Annotated in this window: 22 protein-coding genes, 1 tRNA gene, 1 pseudogene and 1 riboswitch; of the genes and pseudogenes, 13 read left to right on the forward strand and 11 right to left on the reverse strand. The window is 69.6% G+C overall.

Annotated features, from left to right (window positions below; genetic code table 11):
* Positions 1 to 10: 10 nt before the first annotated feature.
* The gene (locus IGS68_RS03940) at positions 11 to 1069 is read left to right on the forward strand and encodes a MaoC family dehydratase (protein ID WP_201077495.1); all 1059 of its coding nucleotides are present in this window, start codon (positions 11 to 13) and stop codon (positions 1067 to 1069) included.
* Positions 1070 to 1178: 109 nt separating this feature from the next.
* On the opposite strand, the gene IGS68_RS03945 is transcribed toward IGS68_RS03940, so the two are convergent.
* From IGS68_RS03945 to IGS68_RS03960, 4 genes are all read right to left on the reverse strand, one after another.
* Positions 1179 to 2564, reverse strand: coding sequence for a M28 family peptidase (locus IGS68_RS03945; RefSeq protein ID WP_201077496.1), 1386 nt, complete (start codon positions 2562 to 2564; stop codon positions 1179 to 1181).
* A 144-nt stretch (positions 2565 to 2708) separates the two neighbouring features.
* Positions 2709 to 3497: a transglycosylase SLT domain-containing protein gene (locus tag IGS68_RS03950; protein WP_247881164.1), complete on the reverse strand. Its 789-nt coding sequence runs from the start codon at positions 3495 to 3497 to the stop codon at positions 2709 to 2711.
* A 301-nt stretch (positions 3498 to 3798) separates the two neighbouring features.
* The gene (locus IGS68_RS03955) at positions 3799 to 4971 is read right to left on the reverse strand and encodes an NAD(P)/FAD-dependent oxidoreductase (RefSeq protein ID WP_247881165.1); all 1173 of its coding nucleotides are present in this window, start codon (positions 4969 to 4971) and stop codon (positions 3799 to 3801) included.
* A gap of 472 nt (positions 4972 to 5443) precedes the next feature.
* Positions 5444 to 5797, reverse strand: a complete 354-nt coding sequence (locus IGS68_RS03960; protein ID WP_201077500.1) for a hypothetical protein — start codon at positions 5795 to 5797, stop codon at positions 5444 to 5446.
* A gap of 197 nt (positions 5798 to 5994) precedes the next feature.
* On the opposite strand from IGS68_RS03960, the gene IGS68_RS03965 reads away from it, so the two are divergent.
* A complete protein-coding gene (locus tag IGS68_RS03965; RefSeq protein WP_201077502.1) occupies positions 5995 to 6981 on the forward strand; it encodes a zinc-dependent alcohol dehydrogenase family protein in 987 nt (328 codons plus the stop codon).
* 105 nt (positions 6982 to 7086) lie between these two features.
* Positions 7087 to 7545 (forward strand): hypothetical protein, encoded by a 459-nt coding sequence (locus IGS68_RS03970; protein ID WP_201077504.1) that lies wholly within the window; start codon positions 7087 to 7089, stop codon positions 7543 to 7545.
* Positions 7546 to 7580: 35 nt separating this feature from the next.
* Here the strand turns inward: IGS68_RS03970 and IGS68_RS03975 are convergent, their stop codons facing one another.
* The gene (locus IGS68_RS03975) at positions 7581 to 9605 is read right to left on the reverse strand and encodes a YjbH domain-containing protein (protein ID WP_201077505.1); all 2025 of its coding nucleotides are present in this window, start codon (positions 9603 to 9605) and stop codon (positions 7581 to 7583) included.
* A 99-nt stretch (positions 9606 to 9704) separates the two neighbouring features.
* Entirely contained in the window at positions 9705 to 10892 is a 1188-nt protein-coding gene (locus IGS68_RS03980) for a pentapeptide repeat-containing protein (RefSeq protein ID WP_247881347.1), read from the reverse strand.
* Positions 10893 to 11147: 255 nt separating this feature from the next.
* Here IGS68_RS03980 and IGS68_RS03985 point away from each other — a divergent pair, with 255 nt between their 5' ends.
* The 6 genes from IGS68_RS03985 (at position 11148) to IGS68_RS04010 (ending at position 18499) form a co-directional block, all read left to right on the forward strand.
* A complete protein-coding gene (locus IGS68_RS03985) occupies positions 11148 to 12833 on the forward strand; it encodes a L,D-transpeptidase family protein (protein WP_201077507.1) in 1686 nt (561 codons plus the stop codon).
* 259 nt (positions 12834 to 13092) lie between these two features.
* A complete protein-coding gene (locus IGS68_RS03990; protein WP_201077508.1) occupies positions 13093 to 13674 on the forward strand; it encodes a DUF882 domain-containing protein in 582 nt (193 codons plus the stop codon).
* A gap of 509 nt (positions 13675 to 14183) precedes the next feature.
* Complete coding sequence (locus IGS68_RS03995) at positions 14184 to 15224, forward strand: polysaccharide deacetylase family protein (protein ID WP_201077509.1); 1041 nt, start codon at positions 14184 to 14186, stop codon at positions 15222 to 15224.
* Between the two features lie 63 nt (positions 15225 to 15287).
* Positions 15288 to 17096: a tetratricopeptide repeat protein gene (locus tag IGS68_RS04000; RefSeq protein WP_201077510.1), complete on the forward strand. Its 1809-nt coding sequence runs from the start codon at positions 15288 to 15290 to the stop codon at positions 17094 to 17096.
* Complete coding sequence (locus tag IGS68_RS04005) at positions 17093 to 17977, forward strand: 4-(cytidine 5'-diphospho)-2-C-methyl-D-erythritol kinase (protein ID WP_201077511.1); 885 nt, start codon at positions 17093 to 17095, stop codon at positions 17975 to 17977. The genes IGS68_RS04000 and IGS68_RS04005 overlap by 4 nt, the downstream gene beginning before the upstream one ends.
* Before the next feature lie 93 nt (positions 17978 to 18070).
* A complete protein-coding gene (locus IGS68_RS04010) occupies positions 18071 to 18499 on the forward strand; it encodes a flagellar basal body-associated FliL family protein (RefSeq protein WP_201077513.1) in 429 nt (142 codons plus the stop codon).
* Positions 18500 to 18914: 415 nt separating this feature from the next.
* On the opposite strand, the gene IGS68_RS04015 is transcribed toward IGS68_RS04010, so the two are convergent.
* From IGS68_RS04015 to IGS68_RS04025, 3 genes are read right to left on the reverse strand one after another with little or no spacing between them, the layout of a single operon-like run.
* Positions 18915 to 19724, reverse strand: a complete 810-nt coding sequence (locus IGS68_RS04015; RefSeq protein ID WP_201077515.1) for a MetQ/NlpA family ABC transporter substrate-binding protein — start codon at positions 19722 to 19724, stop codon at positions 18915 to 18917.
* 46 nt (positions 19725 to 19770) lie between these two features.
* Positions 19771 to 20439 carry a methionine ABC transporter permease gene (locus IGS68_RS04020; protein WP_201077516.1) on the reverse strand — a complete coding sequence of 223 codons (669 nt, stop codon included), beginning with the start codon at positions 20437 to 20439 and terminating at the stop codon, positions 19771 to 19773.
* Positions 20408 to 21469, reverse strand: a complete 1062-nt coding sequence (locus IGS68_RS04025) for a methionine ABC transporter ATP-binding protein (protein ID WP_201077517.1) — start codon at positions 21467 to 21469, stop codon at positions 20408 to 20410. The genes IGS68_RS04020 and IGS68_RS04025 overlap by 32 nt, the downstream gene beginning before the upstream one ends.
* Positions 21470 to 21512: 43 nt before the next feature.
* Positions 21513 to 21590, reverse strand: a riboswitch (SAM riboswitch).
* A 167-nt stretch (positions 21591 to 21757) separates the two neighbouring features.
* Here IGS68_RS04025 and IGS68_RS04030 point away from each other — a divergent pair.
* From IGS68_RS04030 to IGS68_RS36255, 3 genes and pseudogenes are all read left to right on the forward strand, one after another.
* A tRNA-Gln gene (locus IGS68_RS04030) sits at positions 21758 to 21832 on the forward strand.
* A gap of 631 nt (positions 21833 to 22463) precedes the next feature.
* Complete coding sequence (locus IGS68_RS35890) at positions 22464 to 22586, forward strand: hypothetical protein (RefSeq protein WP_256445751.1); 123 nt, start codon at positions 22464 to 22466, stop codon at positions 22584 to 22586.
* Between the two features lie 90 nt (positions 22587 to 22676).
* Positions 22677 to 22721: pseudogene (locus tag IGS68_RS36255) on the forward strand (hypothetical protein); the annotation flags it as partial.
* A 14-nt stretch (positions 22722 to 22735) separates the two neighbouring features.
* On the opposite strand, the gene IGS68_RS04040 reads toward IGS68_RS36255, so the two are convergent.
* Entirely contained in the window at positions 22736 to 23062 is a 327-nt protein-coding gene (locus tag IGS68_RS04040; RefSeq protein WP_201081737.1) for a hypothetical protein, read from the reverse strand.
* Between the two features lie 451 nt (positions 23063 to 23513).
* Positions 23514 to 24722 carry a DUF4384 domain-containing protein gene (locus IGS68_RS04045; protein WP_201077519.1) on the reverse strand — a complete coding sequence of 403 codons (1209 nt, stop codon included), beginning with the start codon at positions 24720 to 24722 and terminating at the stop codon, positions 23514 to 23516.
* A gap of 218 nt (positions 24723 to 24940) precedes the next feature.
* Between IGS68_RS04045 and denD the strand changes: the two genes are divergently transcribed.
* Entirely contained in the window at positions 24941 to 25948 is a 1008-nt protein-coding gene (gene denD / locus IGS68_RS04050; RefSeq protein ID WP_201077520.1) for a D-erythronate dehydrogenase, read from the forward strand.
* Positions 25949 to 26034 lie beyond the last annotated feature (86 nt).

Here is a 26034-nt window from a genome sequence, read left to right on the forward strand (position 1 = left end):
AGCCAAGGCCATGACCAAGACCAATCCCGGCAATTATTTCGAAGATTTCCGCCTGGGCCAGGAGATCGTCCACGCCACGCCGCGCACGGTGACCGAAGGCGACATGGCGCTCTACGTGGCGCTCACCGGTTCCCGCTTCGCCCTGCATTCGGCCGACACCTTCGCCCAGGACCTCGGGTTCGAGGGGGCGACCATCGACGACGTGCTGGCCTTCCACGTGGTCTTCGGCAAGACCGTGCCCGACGTCTCGCTGAACGCGGTCGCCAACCTGGGCTACGCCGCCTGCCGCTTCGGCGAGCCGGTCTATCCCGGCGACACCCTGTCCTCGGTCTCCCAGGTGATCGGCCTGAAGGAGAACTCCAACGGCAAGACCGGCACGGTCTATGTCCGCTCGGTCGGCGTCAACCAGCGGGACGAGATGGTGCTGGACTATTGCCGCTGGGTGATGGTCCGCAAGCGCGACGACTCCGCCCCGGCGCCCGACCCGGTGGTGCCCGAGCTGCCGGACGCCGTCGCGGTCCACGACCTGATCGTGCCGACCGGCGCCGGCTTCGCGGTCTACGACACGGTCGCGGCGGGCTCTCCCCACCTGTGGGACGACTACGAGGAGGGCGAGCGGATCGACCATGTGGACGGCATGACGATCGAGGAGGCGGAGCATGCCATGGCGACCCGCCTCTACCAGAACACCGCGCGCGTCCATTTCAACCAGCACACCGAGAAGGACGGGCGGTTCGGCCGGCGGCTGATCTATGGCGGCCACGTCATCAGCATCGCCCGCGCCCTCAGCTTCAACGGGCTGGCCAACGCGGTGCGCGTCGCCGCGATCAACGGCGGGCGCCACGTCGCCCCGACCTTCGCCGGCGACACCATCTATGCCTGGAGCGAGGTGCTGGAGAAGCACGAGCTGCCGGGCCGCCACGACATCGGGGTGCTTCGCCTGCGCACCGTCGCCGTCAAGGACCGGTCCTGCGCCGACTTCCCCGGCACCGGGGCGGACGGGAAGACGGACCCGTCCGTCGTGCTCGACCTGGACTACACCGTGCTGATGCCGCGCCGGGTGTCCTGACCGGCCCGCACGCCGGAGTGTCGCAGGTCGGCCTTCGCCCGCAAGGGCGAACGCCGACACCCTGCGCCGACGCCGACCTGCGATGAACCGATCAAGGAAACCGTGCCGCTCACGAGGGCTCGCGGTCCTTCCCGGCCTCGGGATCGCGGGCCAGCGTGAGCACGGCATGGGCCGCGGCGTCCGCCATCTGGTGGAGCATGGCGGCGTCTATGTTGGTCAGGTCGTCGCAGGCTTGGTGGTAGCAGGGGTCGTACGGCTGCCCGGCGGTTCCGCCGAACCGGGCGGCCGACTCCTCCGACTTGATCTCCCCCGCGCCGGTATAGAGCCCGCCGGTCGGGATGCCCGCCCGGGCGAAGGGCGCATGGTCCGATCCGCCGCGCATGGGGGTGGACCCGGCTTCCAGCCCGGCGGAGTCGAAATAGTCCCGGAAGACCCGCCCGATCGCCGCCGGGCCGTCATAGACCAGGCGGGCGGAGTTGGGCGAGCCCACCATGTCGAAATTGAGCACGGCGGCCAGCCTGCCGCGTTCCTCCTCCGGCAGGGATTGCAGATGGTGGCGGGAGCCGACCAGCCCGACCTCCTCGGCGCCCCAGAAGGCGAACCGGACCCGGTTGGCCGGCCGCTCGCCGCCGCCCAGTTCGGCCATGCGGAGCGCGGTCTCCAGCACGACCGCGGAGCCGCTGCCGTTATCGTTGATGCCCGGCCCTTCCGGCACGCTGTCCAGATGGGCGCCGACCAGCACGGTGTTCCCGGTGGTCCCCTCCGGCCCGTCGGCCAGGACGTTGCGGCTCGACCGCGTGCCGGTGCGGGCCTCGACCGCCAGCCGCACTTCCGGCCGGACCTCGCGCAGCCGCGCGCCGAGGTCCGCCGGGACGCCGACGACCGGGACCGGCGCCGGATCGCCCAATTGGCCGCGGAAGGGTCCCGTGCGCCCTTCCGTGCCCTCGTTATAGATCACGACGCCCTTGGCTCCGGCCGCCGCGGCATGGCCGACCTTGGTCTGGAAGGTGCAGGTGCCGCGCTGGACCAGGGCGACGGCGCCGCGGGTGAAGCCCTGGAAGTCCGACGCTTCGCAGGCGAGCGGCGAGCCCGACGGCGGGACCACGGGAGCGGTCACGTCGCCGCTGGCGGAATTGGCGAGGGTCCGGATCTGGTCCCGTTCCACCGCGAAGCCCGGCGCGGCCAGCACGGGCGGCACGGTCTCCTCGAAGAAGGGGAACTCGAACCGTTCGAACCGGACCGTGTATCCCGCCTGCTCCAGCAGGGCCGCGACATGGTCGGCGGAGAGTTCGTGTCCGGGCCTTCCGGCGGCCCGGTTGCCGCCGTTCTCCTCGGCGATCCTCTGGAACGAGCGGAGATGGCCCAGCAGGCCCTCTTCCGTCACCGCCTCCCGGAGTGCCGCGCTGGCCTCGAATTCGGCTGCGGGATCGGCGGCTGCGGGAACGGCGGCGAGGCACAGGGCGCCGGCCAGGACGGCATGGCGCGCGGCGGACATCCACGGCGACGCTCCATCACGCATCGGATCTGCTCCAGGTTCGGGAAGGCACGATCGGATACATAGGGCCGCGGCGCGGATTGTCCGCCCGGCATGGGAAATACCTTGGTTTCGCCCCAATCCCGCGTTCGCGGCCGGACCGGGTCAGTCCAGTTCCGCCACCTCGCTGGTGGCGAAGACGCCGGACGCCTTGGCGATGCTCGGCTCGTAGGGATGGCGCTTGCGCGGGTAGACGCCGCTCAGCCGCTTCACGTAGGCCTCGGTCTCGCGGTAGGGGGGAATGCCGCGGTACCGCTCCACGGCACCCTCGCCGGCGTTGTAGGCGGCGGCGACCAGCGCCACGTCGCCCCGGAAATAGGCCATCAGCCAGCGCAGGTAACGCATCCCGCCCTGGATATTCTCCTTCGGGTCGAAGGGGTCCTTGACCCCGAAGCGCTCGGCCGTGTCCGGGATCAGCTGCATCAGCCCCTGGGCGTTGCGCGGCGACACCGCGTCGGCGCGGTAGCCGGACTCGATCTGCATGATCGCCAGCACGAAGTCGGGATCGAGGCCGTAGCCCGGCGCCATGGACCGGACCATCTTCTCGATCTTCGCCGGGGCGGGCAGGTGGCCGGCGCCGCGGACGCCGGGAACGTAGCAGCCCGGCGCCTGGACCTGCTTGACGCCCGCGACCTGCGGGGTCAGCTCGCGGGCTTCCATATGGCCGAGTTCGATCGCCCGGCGGATCCAGGCGGCCGCCATGGCCTGGTCGCGCGGCGCGCCCCTGCCGGCGAGGTAGAGCTGGCCGAGCCGGTACGCGGCGATCGGATGCCCCTTCGCCGCCGCCTGGCAGTACAGGCTGAATGCCCGGCCATGATCCAGGGCGACGCCGATGCCGTTCTCGAACCGCCGGCCCAGTTCGAACTGGGCCCGCGTGCTTCCGGAATTGGCCAAGGTCTCAAGGGCAAGTACAGTACGATCCGGCGTTGCGGCATATGCGGGAATAGAGCTGAAGCAAAGGCCGATAATAATCAACGTTCGTCGGATTGCCTGCATTGCCGAGCGACTTTCATTTGATCAAGACTGACCTGTTCGAAGTAACACAGGGCGTCTCGTCGCCCAAGAGCAACTTTCGGCTATCGGGGAGCCCATCCGGTTCACCCCGATGCCCGCCGATGGCCGCCCCGCTTCTCCGGTCGATACCTTGCGAAGCGGGGCGGCCCTGACGGCGGCCCTGCCGGCGGACCGGGTCGGGTCAGGCCTGGAGGGGAGCCGTCTCGCGCTCCAGCAGGACCGCTTCCGCCTCCGCCGCGATGGCGAGCGACGCGGTGATGCCGGGCGATTCTATGCCGTAGAGGTTGAGCAGCCCCGGCACGCCGTGCTGGCGCGGTCCCTGGATCATGAAATCGGCGTCGGCCACGCCGGCCGCGACCAGCTTCGGCCGGATGCCCGCGTAGCCGGGCTGGAGCGCGTCGTCCGGCAAGTCCGGCCAGTAGCGGCGGATCGCTCCGTAGAACTTGTCGGCGCGGCGGATGTCCACGTCGTAGTTGATCCGGTCGATCCACTCGACGTCCGGTCCGAACCGGGCCTGTCCGGCCAGGTCGAGCGTCAGGTGGACGCCCAGGCCGCCGGGCTCCGGCACGGGATAGATCAGCCGGCTGAACGGCGCCCGCCGGGCGAGCGAGAAATAGTTGCCCTTCGCCAGGTGGATCGGCGGGATTGAGTCCGCCGGGATGCCCTGGATCGAGCGCGCGATCTCCTGGGCGAACAGCCCGCCCGAATTGACCACCAGGTTGGCGATCAGGCGGAACGGCTCCGGTCCGCCCGTCTCGATGATGATGCCGTCGTCGGTGACCCGCCCGCCGGCGACCGGGCTGTTGAAGGCCACCATGCCACCATGGTCCTCCAGCTCGCCCTGGTAGGCCAGCATCAGCCCGTGGGTGTCCACGATGCCGCTCGACGGGGAATGCAGGGCGCCGACGGTGCGCAGCGCCGGCTCCAGCGCCGCGACGTCGGCGGCGCCCAGCCATTCCAGGTCGGTCACGCCGTTGGCCCGGGCCTTGGCGTCGATCTCGGCCAGCTTGCCGCGCTGGCCCTCGTCGGTCGCGACCAGCAGCTTGCCGCAGCGGCGATGGGGAACGCCCCGGTCGGCGCAATAGGCGTAGAGCGCGTCGCGGCCCCGGACGCAGAGCCGCGCCTTCAGGCTGCCCTTGGGGTAATAGAGGCCGGCATGGATGACCTCGCTGTTGCGGGAACTGGTGCCGCTGCCGATGCAGTCCGACCCTTCCAGCAGGACGACGTCCCGGCCGGCCAGGGCCAGCTGGCGGGCCACCGCCAGCCCGATCACTCCGGCGCCGATCACCACGCAATCGACTCTCTCCGGCGCCACGCCTTCCAGGGCGAGGTTCGGCTGATTTTCGCTCATCATCACCTGACTGATCGCTGAAACCCGCGGATCGGCCGGCCTGCGCGCCGGCCCGGTCCGCCAATCCGTCCAGCGGCCACTATGCCGCGCGACAACGGGGTGCGTCCATGGCTCGGACGAACGCGCCCAAGAAAGAGGGCGGCGTCCCCTTCGGGGAACACCGCCCTTGCCAGTGCGAGGCTAAACATCGAGAGGCATTGGGATAGAGAAACGGTCCGAACCCCACTTCGTCCGGACCCGGCGCCGGGTACTGCAGTAACGACGGTCCGGCGGCGCCGATCCAGACCGTCATCCCGGGTACGACGGCAATCATGCCGATCAAGGCCGGAGGATCCGCGGTCGAAACCTTCCGCTGTAATCCTCGCCGGTCGGAGAACTATTGGGCGTCCGACCCTGATCCACCGAATGCCGAAGTTATACCAGGTTAACATTTACCGCGGGTGGCGCGTTCCCTTGGCCGTCCAAAATTTTCCTTTCAGCGCCTCGTGCCGGCCTTTCCGAGCGCATTGGCCGGCGTCCATGTCGGCCGACCGCGGCCGGTCCCGTTGATGCCGGTGCGCTGCGGCGCGGGTTTGGCCGCCGCCTTGGGCTTGGCCGGAGGCGTCATCCGGGCCGGCACCGGCGCCCGCACGGGTGCCGCCTTGGGAACGGAGGCTCTCCGCGCCGGGACGGCAGCCTCCTGCGGCGGTTCTGCGCAGGAAAGCAGCCCGTGGTAAGCGGTGCGGAAAAGCTGCGGGAAGGCGTCGAAAGTCTCGTTGTGGGATCGGGCATACGACAAGGCGATCTTCGTGGCCATCCGGTGGATGTCTGCACGCTCGCTGATGCTCATCGGTGGGGGCTCCTCAGTGTCCGCCCGGACAGGGCAATCCTGCCCATTCGGCTGATTAACGCCGGCCATGCCGCTGTGTTCCCGCAAGGACTCGCCGAAATTGCGGAAACGGCGGCGGTACTCCGGATCTGCCCGCAACCGCTTCCGCCCGTCGTCGTTAACGTATTGGAAATCACTCGAGCAGAGAAAGCCAGGCCATGCGAAGTATTCGATACGAGCGCTTCGGCGAGCCATCCGACGTCCTGTTCCTGGAGGAGCGGGAAAAGCCCCGGCCCGGACCCGGCGAGGCGCTGGTGCGCCTCCGGCTGCGCTCGATCAATCCGGCCGACCTTCTCCAGGTCCGCGGCCTCTACGGCCAGTTGCCGCAACTCCCGGCGACCGCCGGGATGGAAGGCGTCGGGGTGGTCGAGGAACTGGGCGAAGGCGTCGGGGAAGGGACCGGCCCGGCGGTCGGCAGCCGGGTCATGCCGCTGGGGAGCCCGGCCTGGCAGGAATATGCCTGCGTCAAGGCGGCGGCGCTCCTCCCGATCCCGGACGCCATGCCCGACCGGGTCGCGGCGCAGGCCTTCGTCAACCCGGTCACCGCCTGGCTCATGACGGTGGAGGAGCTGAAGCTCAAGCAGGGCGGCACGGTGCTGGTGACGGCGGCCGGCTCGGCCCTGGGGCGCATCGTGATCCAGCTTTCCCGGCGTCTCGGCTTCAAGGTGATCGGCACCGTGCGCCGGGCGGCCCAGGCCGACGAGCTGATGGCGCTCGGCGCCCACGCCGTCGTCTCGACCGCCGACGAGGACCTGCGCGGGCGCGTGCTGGAACTGACCGGCGGCCGGGGCGCCGACGGCGCGATCGAGGCGGTCGGCGGCGCTGTCGGGGCCGCGGCGGCAAGCGCGCTGGCACCGGGGGGCACGATGCTGGTCTATGGCCTGATGTCGGGCGAGCCGATTCCGGTCCCGGTGTCCGACATGATCTTCAAGAGCTTGCGGATCAGGGGCTTCTGGCTGGCCGACTGGGCCCGGACGGCGCCGGAGGATGTGCGCCGCGCCGTGATCTCCGAGGTGTTCGGCCTGCTGGCCCAAGGGGAGATCGATCTTCCCGTGTCCGCCGTCTATGATCTGGCCGATATCCGCGACGCGGTCGTCGCCGCGGAGTCTTCCGGCCGTCCCGGCAAGGTGCTGCTCGGCGGCTAGCGCGCCGGGATCCGGGAGCGGGATTTCCGGCGGCGTCCGGGGCCTTTCCCGGCCCTCCGCCCCGGTGCATGGAACCTGTCGAAGAGAAACGAGGAGGAATCCATCATGAAGACGAACCGCGCTCCGGTCGTGGCGATCCCCGTCATGCTCGGTGCCGTCATGCTCGGCGCCGTCATCGTCGGCGCCGCCGGACCGCTGGCGGCCCAGCAGTCCGCGCCCGCCGTCACGGCGACTCCCAACCGCCAGATGCAGCCGACCGCCACCGACCGCAACCAGGCTCCGCCGGCGGCTCCGATGGCTCCCTCTTCCGGCGCCTCGTCCGGGACCCAGCTCAGCCTGGAGCAGGGGCGTCCGTCCGTCGCCGACCGCATGGGCGAGGACCAGCGCGAGATGGAACTGGTGCAGACCAGCCTTCTGAACCGCTTCGGCGGCATGGGCTTCGCGGAGATGCGCAACTTCCGCAAGATCGGCGAGAACTACGCGGCCGAGGTGCGGACCGTCGAGGGCGTCTGGATCAACGTCGTGATCGATCCCGCGACCGGCGCGGTCACCGTCCAGCAATAGGCGGGTTCTCCGGGGAGCGCCGCCGTCCGGCCGGCTCAATCCAGCAGGCGGTTCCAGGTCCCCATGATCCGGCCGACGCCGGAGCGCCCGGTCAGGTCGTACAGGCGCAGGGGCTGGTCGACCCGCTGGCCGGCGTCCCGGCCCAAGGACCTGACGGCGACTTCCGATGCCAGCCCGCGGCCGGAGCCGGACAGGGGGCCCGGCAGCAGCCCGAGCGGGATGCGGATGCTGATTCCCTGGTCCATCGCCCCGGCACCCGCGTCGGTGACCGTGGCATAGGCGGCGATGCGTACGCCGCCCTCGTACGCGCGGCTCAGCTCCAGCGTCGCCCCGAGGTCGCCCGCCAGGTAGCGGCCGGCCCTGAGCACGCCGTGGGTCAGGCCGTCGCGGCTCTCGTAATAGACGCTGGCATGGACCGAGGCGTAGCCCTGGGCCTCGACATAGAGCAGGTTGCCGGGAACCCGCTTCGCCACCAGGTCGGCGTCGGCCCCGGCGGCCCAGCGGGCGCCGAACGGCCGGTACAGCACCTCGGCCTCCCAGCCGCCGAACATCTCGTCCAGATGGCCCGCGGACAGGCGGGTGTGCCAGTCGGAGACCGGGTTCCACAGCCACGCGGTGTACAGGTGGTCGGCCGTGACCGCGACGCCGTCGGCGTACCGGGCGAGGTCGCCGCGCACCGTCGGCAGGCCGGCCTCCCGCTCGTCCCGCCCGCCGGCCGACCGGCTATCCGGGTCGCTGCCCAGGTCGCTGCCCAGGTTGAAGCGCAGACCGGCGCCGGTGACGAACCCGCCCGCCAGCCCGCTCGCCACCGCGGCGTCGAGGGTCGCGCGGTAGGCCGGCGGCCCGGATCGGAAGGCCGGCGACAGGTCCAGCCGCGGGGTCAGCGTGAAGTCCCAGCGTTCGCCCGGCGGCCGCGGCGGGGCGTCGATGCTCCCGGCGCGGCCCAGTTCCGCCGTGCGCCGGATCTCGGCCGGCGAACCGGCATGGCGCTCGGCGCGCTCCAGGTCGGCGCGCAGGATGGACACCGCGGTCCCGTTCAGTTCCGCCGGGCCGAGCACCACGGTCAGCATCTCGACCTCCGCCGGCGCGCGTGCCGCCATGATCCGGGCCGCCCGGCCGGCCGTGCGCGCGGGCGGCCCGTCGGGAATTTCGTCCAGCCAGACCGTCGCTTCCTCTTCGTCGATCCTGGCCGCCCGGGCGGCCATCCCGGCGGACCGGAGCGCCGCCAGGATGCGCCGTTCGGCGGTGCGCGGCGTCGTCCTCGCCGGGCGGGCACCCGGCGCGGGGCGCGCTTCCTTCGCCGGCGGGGCCGCGGAGGAAAGGCGGTCCAGCCCGGCGGGGTCGAGGACGAGGGCGCCCAGCAGCATGGCGGAATGGCCCTGCTCGAGCCCGGCGCCGACTTCGATCCAGGGCAGCGGGCGCCACGCCAGGCCGACATTCACCGGGAACGGACGGGACAGGCCGGGATGGGCCGCCCGCTCGGCCCGCAGCAGGTCGCCGGTATAGTCGAGCTTCAGCGACAGCCCGTCGACCGGGGTCCGGACCTCGACCCCGCCGATCGGCGAGAAACGGGTGCCGAACGGGCTCCCCTGCGCGAACCGGCCCCAGCCGACGCCCAGGGTCCAGTCGGTGTCGAACCACCGCCGGCTCATCACGAGGTAGCGGGCCGCCTGTCCGCCGGTCTGCAGCAGGCTGCGGGCACCGATCGAGACCTCGGGCCGGACGGCGTCCTCGCGAAGCAGCCTGAACTTAAGGTCCAATCCGCCCGACTGCCCGCCGGGACGCTCAGGGGTCGCGATCCCGGTGGTCTGCCGGAGCGTCACCTCCAGGTCCGGCAGGGCCTGCAGCGTGACGAAGCCGTGCCGGTACAGCGGCGTCCAGGACGCGCCCGCCGCCAGCGTCTCGGGCGGCAGCATGCGGGCGCTGGGGACCTGCAGCAGCCCGGTCCCGCCGGAGTCGGTCAACGACGAACCGGCGCCGGCGGGGAATGACAGGCCGACGGCCAGGAGCGCCGCGACGCCGGCGAGGGCGTGCCCGCATGACATGGTGGATGGAGCCATTGCCGACGCGCGTCCCGACCGAAGACGAACCTGGAACCTGCTCCCATTTAGACGCCGTTGGAATACGATTGCAACCGCCGGGATGCCGCAGCGGCTCGGTCAGCGAAAATACGGCGCCCCGGGCAGCTTGGCGCCGGTCAGGTCGGCGCCGGCGAGGTCGGCGAGGTCGAGGTTCGCCTCGCTGAGGTTGGCGGAGGCCAGCTGCGTGCCGACGAGATGCGCCCGGCGCAGGTCGGCCCCCAGCAGGGAGGTCGCCCAGATCCGGCCGCTCGGCTTGCCGTTGCCGTCCAGGATCTGCGCGGGGCACAGCAGCGCGTCGTGCAGGTCCGCGCCGTTCAGCCGGGCGTAGCTGAGGTTGGCGCCCGACAGGTCGGCGCCGCTGAGGTTGGCGCCGGACAGGTCGGCGCCGGACAGGTCGGCCATGATCATCCTGGCGCCCGCCAGTAGGGCCTTGACCAGCGACGCTCCGCGCAGGGTGGCGCCGCTCAGGTTGACGTTGCGCAGGTCGACGCGGTTGAGGTCGGCGCCGTCCAGTTCGGCCCGGGCGCCCCGCGCGCCGCCGCTCTCGATCCAGCGCTCGTGGTTGTTGATCACTCGCTGGATCTCCAGCCCCAGGGTGTCCAGCATCTTGGTGAAATGCGCGCCGGCCAGGTCGGCATGGGTCAGGTCGCAGCCGGACAGGCGGGTGCCGACCAGGTCGGCGTTGTGGAACCGGGTGCCGGCCAGCGCCGCGCCGTCCAGGTTCGCGCCGCACAGGCGGCATTCCGACAGGTTCGTGCCGGTCAGGTCGGCTTCGCTGAGATCCGCATTCTGCAGGTTGCAGCCGGTCAGGTCCGCCCCGGTGAGGTCGGCCCGGCGCAGCGACGCGGCGGTCAGGTCCGTCCGCGAGCACAGTCCGGCGGGCACCGGCAGGCCGTGCCCGGGCGCGCGGGGGCTGGCCTGCGGGTCCGGGGGACCGCCGATGGGAGCCATCGGGTTCCCCTCGCGCAGGTCGGCGTCCCGGAAATTGGCCCCGGTGCAGTCCGCCGAATGCAGCCGGGCGCCGCGCAGGTCGGCACCGGAAAGATCGGCGCCGCGCAGGTCGCAGTGGCGCAGGTCGACGCAGAACAGGTCGGAGCCGGACAGCCTTGCGCACGCCAGGTTGGCCCTGGCAAGCTTGGCGCCGCGCAGCAGGGCGCCGCGCAGGTCGACGTAGCAGAGATCCAGTCCCTCCAGGTTCGACAGGGAAAGATCGGCGCGAGCCCCGCCCGCCAGACCCCTGACCCATCGCGAGTGCCTGTCCAACACATCCTGCAAGAATTCGGGCGTCATCATGTTCCGTCGGCGGATCGTGGCACCAGGCGAGCATTCTGGTGGCCGCTCATGCCTCGCGTGCAGGATGGCCGCAATTCATTACAGAACAATAAACCCTTATGTCTCCGGGATTGCCCGGGTGCCCGCATCGTGGTCGCCGGGCCACGATGCGGGACAAAATTGGAACCAAGCTGCCTACCACTTCATTTAGGTGTATAGTCGCACCGAAAGAGTTGTGGTGGAAAGTCGATGAGAGTCCTTCTCCGTAGAGTCCTGGTCCTTTGCGCCCTCGGCGGCTGGCCCGGCGCGGCGCCCGCGTCGGCCCAGGCGGTCGAGCCGTTCCTTCCGGCGCTGGCGGAGGCGACGGAGGCCGACGTCGCGATCGCGCGCCGGCTCGGCAAGGACGGCCCGCTCGAGGTGGACGGCCAGCGGCTGCGCAATCTCGCCGCGCTTCGCCGCTTCTATGCCGAGAGGGGCTTCGACCCGGCCTGGACCGACGCTTCCGGCCTGGCCCCCGCGGCGCCCGGGCTGGTGGCGCTGGTCCGGCAGGCGGAACGGGAAGGGCTGGAGCCGCAGCACTACCATCCCGACGCGATCGAGCGGCGGCAGGGCATGGCCGACGTGGCGACGCTGGCCGAACTGGACCTGCTGATCACCGACGCGGTCATGGAATACGCCGTCGACCTGCGCGCCGGACGCCTGGCTCCCCGCCAGATCGCGCCGGAGCTTGCCGCGGCGCCGCCCCGCCTCGACCCGCAGGAGATCGCCCGGGCCGCCCTGGCGGCGCCGGACCTCGCCGCCTTCCTGACCGGCTTCACGCCGCCCCATCCGCAGTACGCGGCCCTGCGCGACGTGCTGAAGCGGTACCGCGCGGTCGCGGCGGCGGGCGGCTGGCCCGCGGCGGGCGAAGGGCCGGTGCTGAAGCCGGGCATGCAGGACGCCGGCGTGCCGGCGCTGCGGCGGCGCCTCGCCGCGACCGGCGACTATGCCGGCAAGGACCTCGCCTCCCCGCTGTACGACGCTCCCCTGGAGGCGGCGGTGAAGCGGTTCCAGTCCTACAACGGCCTTGGCCAGGACGGCGTGGTCGGCGTCTCGACGCGGGCGGCTCTCAACATCCCGGCGGCCCGGCGGGTCGGCCAGATCATCGCCAACATGGAGCGCTGGCGCTGGCTGGAGGATGACCTGGGCGAGCGGCACGTCATGGTGAACATACCCGGCTACACCCTCAAGGGCGTGGCGCCGGGGGTCGAGCCGCTGCGCATGCCGGTGATCGTCGGCACCGTGGAGCGACCGACGCCGGTGTTCAGCCACCGCATCAACCATCTGGTGTTCAATCCGACCTGGACGATCCCGCCCACGGTCGCCCGCAACGACATCCTGCCGAAGCTGATCCGCAATCCCGGCTACCTGAAGGAGAACGGCATAACCCTGTACGAGAGCTGGGCGGCCGGCGCGCGGAAGCTCGACGCCCGGGGGATCGACTGGCGGAGCGTCGGGTCCAGGATCACCCGTTACCGGATGCGCCAGGATCCGGGGCCGAAGAACTCGCTGGGCCAGGTCAAGTTCATGTTCCCCAACGAATTCGACGTCTACCTGCACGACACCCCGGCGCGCGACAAGTTCAGCCGCAACGCCCGCGGCCTGTCGTCGGGCTGCGTCCGCGTCGGCGATCCCGACGCCCTGGCCCGGTTCCTGATGGAGGGCATGGCGGACTGGACGGCGGAGCGCCGCCGGCAGGTTCTCGACGCCGGGGAGACGAAGACCGTCTGGCTGCGGCAATCGGTCCCGGTCCACCTGACCTACCAGACCGTCTTCGTCGACGAGGCCGGCCGGACCCAGTTCCGGGAGGATATCTATGACCGCGACGGCGCCTTCATGAACGCCCTGGCGAAGCGGCTGCCGGTCCAGCAGACGGTGGCGCAGGCGGTGAACTGATCCGCCTCGCGCCGGCCGCCCCGGCGCGTCCCGCCCGCGCCGGAAGATGCGGCACCGCCGCCATATCCGCTGCCATATCCGCCGCCATGTCTCGAAATGGTCACTCCGCGGCCGCCGGAATATAGCGGTATCAGCGGCTTGTCCCGTGTATGTAAACCTTTGCTTAACCCGCCCCGGCAATGCTGGGGCCGGCGCGACGACATATTGATGCGGTCGCCGGGTTTGATCAGGAATTGCAGGTGTTTTCGCTGGGGGCGGGATGATGCGGGATGAGCGCGCGGAGCAGGGCCGGGCAAGCATGGTCGGGCGTCGTTCATTCCTTTGCTTCGGTGTCGCCGCCGCCACTTCCGTCATCCTGGATCCCGCCCAGGCCCTGGCCGCCGGCCGGGTCGCCCCGCCCCGGCGGGTATCGCTCCTGAACACCCATACCGGCGAGCGGCTCACCGCGGAATACTGGAACCGGGGGCGCTACCAGCGCGACGCGCTGCGGGCCATCGACAGGATCCTGCGGGACCACCGCACCGATGCGGTTCACCCGATCGATCCCGGGCTGCTGGACACAATCCACGCGCTGCATGCCCGGCTCGGCGCCCGCGCGCCGCTCCATGTCATCTCCGGCTACCGCTCGCCCGAGACCAACGAGATGCTGCGGGAAACCGGCGGCGGCGGGGTCGCCCGCAGCAGCTTCCATATGCGCGGCATGGCGATCGACATCCGGGTTCCGGGGACCGACACCCGGATGGTCAGGCGGGCGGCGCTGCGCCTGCGGGCCGGGGGCGTCGGCTTCTATCCCCAAAGCGACTTCGTCCATATGGATGTCGGGCCGGTCCGCTCCTGGTGACGACGGCAGTCGCGGCGGGCCCGAAGTAGTTCTGCTGCTTTTTTCATCATCAAGCCAAGTGTTTGACTGCCTCCACTCGTTCTATCGATAGATGAATCGCGGGCGGATGCTTCCTGTCAATCGCGCAGGACCGTGCCCGCGCTCCGCGCGCCAGGGGAACGCGTCCCGCCGAAGTCTAATGCTGCTTGGTGATTTCCGCCAAATACTCAAAGAACGGTAGCTCATTAGAATATTTTGTATCAAAATTATGTTCCGGCTGAAGTAAACTTTGTGGCTTGCTCCCTCAAAATAAAAAGCATGAGCAGCGGGAGCAAACGTTATCGGCGATTGGGGTAACCGAATTTCTTCCGACTGTTGGCCCTGGTAGGGTTGCGTTGGCGCTTTAAGTGAAATCCTGGGGCACTTGGTCATTTCCTCCTACCAGAGCAATGTATTGCATCAGGGAGGGGGGACAGAAAGCTGTTTTTGTGGTTGTCTAGGCAGGCATTTTCAGCCCAGGGGAACATTCGTTGGGTAGTTTCATCATCACAATAGATACAGAGGGCGACAACATATGGAGCGGCCCGCGTGAGACCACGACGCGCAACGCGACGTACCTTCCGCGATTCCAGGACCTTTGCGAGCGGCACGGGCTGAAGCCGACATACCTGGTGAACCACGAGATGGCCGTTTCCCCGGCCTTCGTCGAATTCGGCCGGGACGTCCTGGCACGGGGCCAGGGCGAGATCGGCATGCACCTGCACGCGTGGGACTCCCCGCCGTCGGTGCCGCTCACCGAGGACGACCACAAGTACAAGCCGTACCTCGTCGAGTATCCGGTCGAGGTCATGAGGGCCAAGATCGACTACATGACCAAGCTGCTGCAGGACGTCTTCGACACGCCGATCACCAGCCACCGTGCCGGCCGTTGGGCGATGAACGAGACCTATGCCGGCATCCTGATCGAGCAGGGCTATCTGGTCGACTGCTCGGTGACGCCCCATGTCGACTGGCGCGGAACCCCGGGCAATCCAGCCGGCGACGGCGGTACCAATTACCAGGGCTACCCCGGCGCTCCCTATTTCGTCGATCCCGCCGACCTGGGCCGGCCGGGCCAGTCGCCGCTCCTGGAAGTCCCGATGTCCGTTTCCAAGCGCCTGCCCCTGGCATTGCGCGACGTCTTCGACGGCTACCTGCAGCAGGGCGGCCTTCCGGTCCGCCTGCTGAACCGGATGCTGAAGAACCATTGGCTGCGCCCGAACGGCAGGAACGGCGCCGACATGGTCGACCTGGTGCGGTCCGAGGCGGCGGCCGGCGCCGCCCATGTGGAGTTCATGCTGCACTCGTCCGAGTTCATGCCGGGGGGCAGCCCGACGTTCCGCGATGCCGCGGCGATCGAGCGGCTCTATGCCGATATCGATGCCGTCTTCGCCGAGGGCGCCGCCTTGTTCGAGGGCGCCACCCTGGCCGAGTTCCGGTCGAGCTTCGCCACGGCGGTGCAGCCGGTCCCCGATCCGATCGAGGCGATGGCCTCGGGCGGCAACGTGGTTATTGATGGCTTAAGGAGTTGACCTCTACGGTATAGTCCATCAGGAATGGATGGACCGGCTCGGCCGGGGCAGGATGAGGACGGCATGGACACTCTCTTCGTCGCTCTGAAGCGCGGCTTTATCGCCGGTACCATCGTGGGGGCGCTTGCCGGGGGCGGCGCTCCGGCCGGGGCGATGACGGCGCAGGCGGGGGCCGAGACCCGCCTGTCCGCCGAGACCCTGGCGGCGGTGACGACGGTCACCGGCAGCTATCTCGCCGGCCGGCACGCGCAGCAGACCGACGACTGGGCCGCCGCGGCCGAATTCATGGGGCGGGCGCTCGCCAGCGATCCGGGCAACCTGGCGCTGCTGCGGCGGACCTACCTGCTGCAGCTGGGCGACGGCCGGATCGGCGACGCCGCCGGCCTGGCCCGCCGGCTGACCGAGGCCGAACCCGGCAACCATCTGGCGGCCACCCTGCTGGCGGCGGACGACGTGATCGCCGGCCGCTTCGCGGAGGCTCAGGCTCGGCTCGCCGGCGGCACCGACGACGCGCTGGCCCGCTATGTCGAGCCGATCATGCTGGCCTGGATCGCCGTCGGCCGGGGCGACCTGCCGGCCGCCTGGTCCGCGCTGGAGTCCATGTCCAAGGCCCAGGGCTTCGCGGTGCTCTACAACTTCCACGCCGGCCTGATCGCGGAGCATGCCGGCGACGCGGCCGCGGCCGAAAGCTGGTTCCTGAAGGCGATCGGCGCCGGGGCGCCGCTGCGGATCGTCCAGACGGTCGGAGGCTTCTTCGAGCGGGCCGGACGGCCGGAGGAGGCCCGCGCCCTCTATGAGAAATTCATCGCCGACAATCCCGGCACCCTGCTGCTCCAGGCCGACCTGGACCGGCTGGCACGCGGCGAGAAGCCGGCGCCGACCGTCGCCGACCCCCGCCAGGGCATCGCTGAGGCGCTGTTCGACATCGCGAGCGCCCTGAACCAGGAAGGGGCCGGCGAACTGGCGCTGATGTACGGCCGCATCGCGGTCCATTTGCGCGCCGACCTGCCGCTGGCCCGCCTGATGATCGGCGACATCCTGTCCCAGCGCACCCGCTACGAGGCGGCGCTGGCGGAATATTCCGCGGTCGGCGGTGGCGACGGGCTGCGCTGGACCGCCCGGCTGCGCAGCGCCGGCCTGCTGGAGAAGCTGGGCCGGACCGACGAGGCCGTGGCCCTGCTGGACGCCATGGCGGCCGAACGGCCCGACCGGGCCGACGCGCTGATCGAGCTGGGCGACGTGCAGCGCGGGGCCGAGCGGTTCGACCAGGCGATCGCCGCCTACGATGCGGCGCTGGAACGGCTGGGCGAGCCGCAGGCGCGCCATTGGCTGCTCTACTACACGCGGGCGATCTCCTACGACAAGACCAAGCGCTGGACCGAGGCCGAGAGGGACCTCCAGCGGGCGCTGGAACTGTCCCCCGACCAGCCGCTGCTGCTCAACTACCTGGGATATTCCTGGATCGACCGCGGCGTGAACCTGGACCGCGGCCGGTCCATGATCGAGCGGGCGGTCCAGCTGAAGCCGTCCGACGGCTACATCATCGACAGCCTGGGCTGGGCGCTCTACCGCCTGGGCGATTTCGGCGGCGCCGTCACCCACCTGGAGCGCGCGGTGGAGCTGAAGCCGCTCGACCCGACCATCAACGACCACCTGGGCGACGCCTACTGGCAGGTCGGCCGCCGGGCGGAGGCGCGGTTCCAGTGGCGCCGCGCGCTTCAGAACGCCGAGGAGCCGGAACTGGCCAAGACGATCCAGGCCAAGCTCGACAATGGGCTGCCCCGGCACCAGACCGCCGCCGACCTGACCGCGCCCCCTCCGCAGTCCCCGGCTTCCCAGGGTCCCGCGCAAGGCCAGTCCCCCGCCCGATGACTCCCGACCGGTCCGTGATGGTCGAGCACGCTCCGGCGAAGCTCAACCTCTACCTGCATGTTCTCGGCCGCCGTCCGGACGGATATCACGAGCTGGACAGCCTCGTCGTCTTCGCCGACGTCCACGACACCGTGGCGGTCCGCCCGGCCGACCGCCTGACGCTGGAGATCGACGGCCCCTTCGCGCCCGCCCTGGCCGGGGAGGCCGCCGGCGACAACCTGGTGACCCGGGCCGCCGTCCTGCTCGGGCGCGCGACCGGACGGGAGGAGCCCGGCGTCGCGATCACGCTGACCAAGCGCCTGCCGGTGGCGTCCGGCATCGGCGGCGGATCGGCCGACGCCGCCGCCTGCCTGCGGGCGCTGGCCCGGCTGTGGGACATCGGCGGGGACGACTCCCGGCTGGCACCGATCGCTACCCGCCTGGGGGCCGACGTGCCCGTCTGCCTCAGCGGCAGGCCCGCCTATTTCGGCGGGATCGGCGACATCGTGGATCCGGCGCCGCCGCTGCCGCCCTGCGCGGTGGTGCTGGTCAACCCCGGAACGCCGCTGGCCACCCCGGCGGTGTTCAAGGCCCGGAGCGGCGCATTCTCCCTCCCGGCCCGCTTCGACGGGGAGCCGCCGGCCGATGCCGCCGCCCTGGCGACGCTGCTGGCCGCTCGGGGCAACGACCTGACCGCCCCGGCGCGGACCCTGGTCCCCGCCATCGGCGAAGTGCTGGAAGCGCTGGGCCGGACGCCGGGGTGTCTGCTCGCTCGCCTGTCGGGCAGCGGCGCCACCTGCTTCGCGCTCTATGCCGACCGGGAGGAAGCCGCCGCCGCAGCCGCCGGCCTGGAGAGCCGTCACCCCGGATGGTGGATCCGGGCGGGCGGGCTGCTGGCCTGAAAGGTTTTTCTTTTCCGGTTCTTCACGAATGGTAAGCCCGTGCCGGTGTATGGATTGGGCCGGTTACCCGATCCTTCCGACGACGGTGCGTCCATGAGCGATTTCGTGAAGTTCCTGCGGGCAGGCATCCTGCTCGCGGGCGTCCTGGCTTGCGCCGCCCCGACATCCGAGGCGCAGGCGTCCGAGAAGAAGGAAGGCCCGGTCTCGCTCAGCGTGCCGATCACCAACCTGACGCTGCCCCTGCTGCTGGAGGACCGCAGCATGGTCGGCCGCCTCGACCTCGTCCTGGACGTCCAGGCGACCGATGCCGCCGCCGTGACGCGGATCGAGGAACAGCTTCCCCGCATCCGGGACCTGCTGCTGACCCGCGTCACGCCGGCGCCGATCCCCGGCAGCAGCAACGTGTCGGCGGAGACGCTGACCGACATGAAGAGCCGTATCCTGTCCCTGCTGCGCGAGGTGGTCGGGGCCGACGCGGTGAAGGCCGTCTACATCGTCAAAGCGATGACCCGGCGCAGCTGAACCGCCCGCCGGATCACCCGCCCCGTCATCGGCACGACTGTCCGGCACGGCGATTGCCGATCAACCCCAAGCTGATGCTCAGGATACTTCATCTTCCCTTTATCGTCATGCCCGGACTTGATCCGGGCATCTCCAGCCACGGAGCCCCGGTGAGACCCGCGAGACGATGGCCGGATCAAGTCCACGGCTGTCCGGCACGGCGATTGCTAACGTTGCGAAAGGGTTAGTCTCAGGTAAGATTACTCTATTTTCGTCATGGCCGGACTTGATCCGGCCATCGTTCACGGGAAGCATTGGAGCCTCCGTGCCTTGAGATCCGCGGGTCAAGCCCGCGGACGACGAACCGAAGGAGAAAACGGTCGCTAGAAATGTTCCCAATGGTTGATTGGCAACAACCCCGCCGAACCGCCGCGGATCACCAGCCGGCGACCACCGAGCCCTTGAACTTGTCCTGGACGAACTGCTTGACCTCCGGCGAGTGGTAAGCCTCGACCAGCTGCTTGACCCAGGGCTTGTCCTTGTCCTGCTCGCGCACCGCGATGATGTTGGTGTAGGGGGAGTCCGCGCTCTCGCGGGCGATCGCGTCGGTCAGCGGGTTCAGGCCGGATTCCAGCGCGTAGTTGGTGTTGACCGCCGCCGCCGTCACGTCGCCGAGCGAGCGGGGGAGCTGCGCCGCGTCGAGCTCGACGATGCGGATGTTCTTCGGGTTCTCGACGACGTCGATCGGGGTGGCCTTCAGCCCGGCGCCCTCGGTCAGCTTGATCACGCCCTCGGCCTCCAGCAGCAGCAGCGCCCGGCCGCCGTTGGTCGGGTCGTTCGGCACGGCCACGGTGGCGCCCTCGGGCAGCTCGGCCAGGCTCTTCACCTTGTTGGAGTAGATCCCCATGGGGAACACGACGGTCTTGCCGACCGAGACCAGGTCCAGTCCCCGGTCCTGGACCTGGTTGTCAAGGTAGGGCTGGTGCTGGAAGGAGTTCGCCTCGATCTCGCCGGCGGCCAGGGCCGCGTTGGGGATGACGTAGTCGGTGAACTCGACGATCTTGATCTCCAGCCCCTGCTTGGCGGCGATCGGCTTGACCGCGTCCAGGATCTGGGCGTGCGGGCCGGCCGAAACGCCGACCCGGACGGTCTCGGCGGAGGCCGCGCCCGCGAGGGCGATGGCGGCGGCGCCGACCAGGGCGGCGCCGAGGCGCCGGGACAGGATCTTGGCGGAGGGGATGTTCATGAGGGTCCCACTTTCTTCAGGCTGTCGAATTGATTGTTCGTCTTGATCAGCGGGTTCCGATGGCCCGCTTGTTGAGCTTGCGGGCGAGCCGGTCGCCCAGGCTCTGGACGATCTGGACCAGCACGATCAGCACCAGGACGACGGCGGCCATCACTTCCGGCAGGAAGCGCTGGTAGCCGTACCGGATGCCCAGGTCGCCCAGGCCCCCGCCGCCGACCGCGCCGACCATGGCCGAGTAGCCGATCAGGCTGACCACCGCGAGCGTCAGGCCCAGCACGATGCCGGGCAGCGCCTCGGGCAGCAGGAACTTGGCGATGATCTGGAGCGGCGTCGCGCCCATCGCCTCGGCCGCCTCGATCAGGCCGCGGTCCACCTCCCGGATGGCGCCCTCGATCAGGCGCGCGATGAACGGGATCGCCGCCACGGTCAGCGGCACGATCGCCGCCGAGGTCCCGATCGAGGTGCCGGCGACCAGCCGGGTGAAGGGGATGATCGCGACGACCAGGATGATGAACGGGGTGGAGCGGGTGGCGTTGACCACCACGCCGGCGATCCGGTTGAACGCCACGTTCTGGAGCAGTTCGCCCCGCCCGGTGGTCGCCAGCAGAATGCCCAGCGGCAGCCCCAGCAGGGTACCCAGCAGCGCTGCCAGACCCACCATGTAGAGCGTTTCGACGGTGGCGTTAACCAGCAGCGCGTAGACTTGCGGGGACATGTCCGAGGACCTCTACCGACAGGTTGTTGACTTGGATGAACGAGATGGCGGACTGCACCGCCTCGGCGCCGCCGACCGCCTCGACCACCAGGATGCCGAACGGGGCGCCCTGGATATGATCGATCCGCCCATGCAGGATGTTCACGTCGAGCCCGAAGCGCCGGGTTATCTGGCTGATGATCGGCGTGTTGGCCATGGCGCCCTTGAAGGTGATGCGCAGCACCGGGTTGCCGCCGGGCAGCGGCTCCGCCACCAGCCGGGCAGCCAGGGTCTCCGGCAACTCGGCCCCGGCCACGGCCGAGACGAAGCTGCGGGTCGTCGGGTGCCGAGGCGCCGTGAACACGTCGAACACGTCGCCGCGCTCGATGATGCGGCCGGCCTCCATGACGGCGACGCGGTGGCAGATCTCCTTGATCACGGCCATCTCGTGGGTGATCAGGACGATGGTCAGGCCGAGCTTATCGTTGATGTCGGCCAGCAGGCGCAGGATCGACGTGGTTGTTTCCGGGTCGAGCGCCGAGGTCGCCTCGTCGCACAGCAGCACCTTGGGCTCGCTGGACAGGGCGCGGGCGATGCCGACCCGCTGCTTCTGGCCGCCGCTCAGCTCGGCGGGATAGCGGTCCCGCTTGTCGGCGAGGCCGACCAGGTCGAGCAGCGGCTCCACCTTCGCCTTGATCTCCGCCTTGCGCAGGCCGGCCAGTTCCAGCGGCAGCGCCACATTGTCGTACACGGTGCGCGACGACAGCAGGTTGAAATGCTGGAAGATCATGCCGATGCCGCGCCGGGCGGCGCGCAGGCCGGAACCGTCCAGCGCCGCCATGTCGACGCCATCGACCGTGACCCGCCCGGCGGTCGGCCGCTCCAACATGTTGACCACGCGGATCAGCGTGCTCTTGCCCGCCCCGCTGCGGCCGATGATCCCGAAGATCTCGCCGCGGCCGACGGAAAGGTCGATCCCGTCGAGCGCGCGAACCTCGGGACCGCCGCCGCGCCCGGGAAATACCTTCTCGACACCGTGAAACTCGATCATCCCCATACCCCGCAAAAACAAAAATCCGCCCACAGCAGCTACGCCGGGCGGATCCCCACGCTCTTTAGCTGCATTTATAAAGCGCCCGCAAGCTGGTGCTCAAATCGGCGCTGTGAATTGCTATATAATTACATGCTGCGTTGCGTCAAATGGAATTTCCGACGCATCTCCCATGTGGTTTGTGCAGACGCCAGCTCCAGCGGACGGGCCTTCCGCACCTGGAGATGGTGCCAAGCAGCCGCTTGCGGAAGCACGCTTTTGTGGCTATGGTCCGCCCCACCTCAAGGCTGGGGCGTCGCCAAGCGGTAAGGCAGCGGTTTTTGGTACCGCCATACGCAGGTTCGAATCCTGCCGCCCCAACCAGCCAACCCCTTCCAGGGATCAGGCTTTCAGGGGGCTCTGTCTCCCGGAACGTGTCGCAACGCGTTCAAACGCAGAGCCGCCGATTTCCGCCATCTTCCAGTCGTCGCAAGTATCCCGGGCAACACAGGCTGATATGCTGGATGGTGTCTGAGAATCTCGGTTAGCATCAAACAATGCAAAACAACGTTAGAGCTGTACCCGATCAGGTCGATCCGCCCGAGACAGCTGATCCGATGCGTTGCGCCATGGGCGCAACCTACGATCGTCAGACCGCATCACCTCCGCCCTGCATCAAGCCGTAGGTTGCGCCTATGGCGCAACACAATGCGGCGAGTGGAACGGCCGGTTGCGAGGACCGGAGCGGTTCAACATGATCGGGTACCGCTCTAGCTAATGTCGCGCGACGCCGGAAGAGCATACCAGCGACAGCACCGTGGCACACGCCAACAAAGCAGCGAAGACTAAGCCGATCTGGTATCGCGCCCAAGCCGCTGCACAGGCTGGTCGCAGCCTGTGGTCGGGTTTCCTGATGGGTCTCGGCGCTATTACTACCATGTGCAGCGGAAGTGTCGTCGGGCCGGTACCATGTCTGTCCTGCTGGTCCACCGCGTTCGACATCGGAGAGCAGCCTATGACTGAGACGCTCACCATCTCCCGCGCCGAGTACGACGCGCTCACCGAGCGGGTCGAGGACCTGGAAGTCATCCTAGCCGCGATGAACGCGCGCGGCGGTCAGCCGATGCCGCTGGAGTAGGCCGGGCGAATCATCAATGGGCAGAGCGCCGTCCGCGTTTGGCGCGAATTCCGGGGGCTGTCGTTGCGGGCGCTCGCCGCCAAGTCGGGAGTGAGCGCGGGTTATCTGTCCGAGATCGAGGCGGGCAAGAAGCCTGGGTCGGTGGAGGCTTACAAGGCGCTCGCCGAGGCCTTGGACACATCCGTCGATTGGCTGGTCTTGTGACCGCGGGGCAGGATTCGCGGCGGCCTGCCCGATGGGTTGGGGTAGGGTGCGCTGGTCGGTTGGGTGCGCATTTCGGCTGAGGCCACGGCTGCCTTCAGGCAGTGCGACGCGTTGAGATCCATTTCCGGTATTGATGAAGCGATCCCGAATTCCGGCTCCACGTCAGGCTTCAGGATTGTAATCCTGAAAATAATAGGATAAAAAGCCCTGAAAACTCCGCCAGCCTTATCTTCATCCACCGGCGCAAGCTCATTGGAGCGGTTGCCGACCAAGTTGACCAGCTCCCGTTCATGCGACTTGCCGCCCCACTCGCCGCGAAGCGTTGGGCCAAGGCCAACCTACGGTTTGATGCAGGGCAGAAGTGATGCGGACCGTCGATCGTAGGTTGGGCCCGTGGCCCAACGCATCGGTCCAGCTGCCCCGCCCGGATCGACTGGGCAACATAAGGTCTCCAGATATGAATGATCACGTTTGTTGACATCCCCAGGGGGTGTAGCCATCGCCGATACGGTCGCCTGCGCCGTTCCAGGCAACGCCGGGCATCGCGCCAAGGAGTACGCATGACGACTTTTGCTGACATCCCCCCGGGGGGAGATCAACTCCGGCACCCCATCCCCGGAACGCGTCGGCAACTCCTGACAGTCACACCAAGGCGAACGGATGACCACGTTTGTTGACATGCTCCCGGGGGGTGAGCGGATTGGCGGGCACCCCGCCGCCCGGCTACTCGCTGCCCGCCGACAGGCCGGCGTTCTGAAGATAGGGGGAAAGACGTGCCGCCGCCGTGACGGTGATGGGCATGGTGGCGCTGTCCACTCCCGGCCCCGACAGCCTCGCGAAGGCGCCCAGGATGTCCTGCAACTCCAGCCCGGGGATCGGGAGCAAGTCGTCGGTGCGGACGCCGTCGATCCCGTCGAGCGTGGCGCCGTCCACCTCGGCCGGCGATGCCAGGCAGGTGACCACCTCCGGTCGTCCCGGCGTGTCCAGGCGGATGTGGAACGGCCGGTCCGGTCCGGGCGGCACCTCCACGACCCTGCCGGCCGGAACCAGGGCGTCGGGCTGGAACCGGTTGGGGAAGAGCCGCGCCACTTGGCCGAGCCCGTCCGTGTAGTAGCAATAGACGAAGCTGTCCGAGGCGGTCTCCACCCGCACCACCACCGTCTCCCCGGCGGGTATGCTCGGGGCTGGTCCATGATCGCTGGAAACCAGCAGGGCGCCCGCCGTCACCGGCCTCTCCGCCGACGCCGGTGCCTCCGCCGCCTCCTGGCGGACAGGAGCCGGCTCCCGCCCGGCGGCGGCCAGCCACCCCGCCGCGGCGATGGCCGCGACGCACGCCAGGGCCGGTATGCGGAGCCGGTGCGGACCCGGGGTCGGCCGTCCGCCGGGAACGGCCTGCGGCAGACCCGCCTCCTGCGGCAGCGCGAGGTGCCACCGGGACACCGCGCCGTCCTGGTCCAGGCCGAGCCCGGCGGTCCCGGCCAGCAGCACCTGGAGCAGGCGGCCCTCGCCCGGTTCGGCCCGGGACAGCGCCAGAAGCCGGCCGAGCAGGCCCGCGTCCAGGGCATGGGCCTGGAGGACGACGAGAAGCCCGGCATCCTCCCCCTGGAGCAGGCGCGAGGCCAGCGCCGCGGGGCTGCCGTCGGACCCGCGTCCCGCCGGGCGGTTCCGCGGCGGGGTCGCCTGGTCGAGCAGGTCGTCCAGAGTCGTGCCGGGCTGGGCGACGGCGGTCATGATCACGGCACCCGCCGCCTCCATGCGCGACGCGACGGCCATGGCCAGGAGGGCGGCGTCGTCCTCCCGGTCCGCGGTGACGGCCATGGCCCTGCGTCCCGCCATGGCGGAGAGGAAGACGGCGTTCCGGATCTCTTCGGCGCCGCCGTCGGCGATGCCCGGGGACCGCACCCCAACCGATGTCGTCCGCGCCGTCGCCATCCCGTGCCTCGCGTTCCGGAGTTGCTCCTGGAGTAGGTCGGAACGAGTAGGGCCGAACCGGCGGCCCCGCTATGAAGGGGTTCACATCCAAGGCTCCGGTATCGACGGCGCCGCCGGGTCCGCCGGGACCGGCCTCATCCCAGGGTTGACGGTCCCCGGCTCGCGCCATAGCGTCGTCGGACAAGCCGCGACGAGAAGGCGGCGAAGGGGGAAAGAGCATGCATATTCTCATCATCGGCGCGGCCGGCATGGTCGGCCGCAAACTGGCCGGGCGTTTGGCGGTTGACGGCCAACTCGGCGGGCAGGGCGTGGACGTCCTGACCCTGGCCGACATGGTCGAGGCGGACGCGCCCGCCGGCTTCACGGGCGAGGTGCGGACCGCCGCCCTCGACATCTCCAAACCGGGCGAGGTGGAGAAGCTGGTCGCGGCGCGGCCGGACGTGATCTTCCACCTCGCGGCCATCGTCTCCGGCGAGGCGGAAGCGGATTTCGAGAAGGGCTACGCCATCAATCTCGACGGGACCCGCTTCCTGTTCGAGGCGATCCGGCTCCAATCCACCCGGGAGGCCGCCCGGGAGCCGTACAAGCCGCGCGTCGTCTTCTCCTCCTCCATCGCGGTGTTCGGGGCGCCCTTCCCGGAGAAGATCGGCGACGAGTTCTTCACCACCCCGCTGACCAGCTACGGCACCCAGAAGGCCATGGGGGAGCTGCTGCTGTCGGACTATTCGCGGCGGGGCTTCTTCGACGGCATCGGCATCCGGCTGCCGACCATCTGCATCCGCCCCGGCAAGCCGAACAAGGCGGCGTCGGGCTTCTTCTCCAACATCCTGCGCGAACCCTTGGCCGGGCAGGAGGCCGTGCTGCCGGTCGGCGAGGACGTGCGCCACTGGCACGCCAGCCCGCGTTCCGCGGTCGGGTTCCTGCTGCACGCCGCGACCATGGACCTGGAGCGGCTGGGCTGGCGCCGCAACCTGTCGATGCCCGGCCTGTCCGCCACCGTGGGGGAGCAGATCGAGGCGCTGCGCCGGGTCGCCGGCGAGAAAGCCGTGAAGCTGATCCGGCACGAGCCCGATCCCTTCATCATGGGGATCGTGTCCGGCTGGGCGCGGGATTTCGACACCAGCCGGGCGGAGTCCCTGGGATTCACCGCGGAACGGTCGTTCGACGAGATCATCCGGGTCCATGTCGAGGACGAGTTGGGCGGAAATCTGCCGACTTACGCCTGAAAGGGGTCGAAGTCCAAACGGGTTGGGCCGATCTTCGGGCTTGACGGTCTGAAGATCCCGCCGTAGCGTTCCCCGCAAGCCGCGAT

Origin of the sequence: Skermanella sp. TT6, assembly GCF_016653635.2 — a bacterium.
Lineage (GTDB): Bacteria > Pseudomonadota > Alphaproteobacteria > Azospirillales > Azospirillaceae > Skermanella > Skermanella cutis.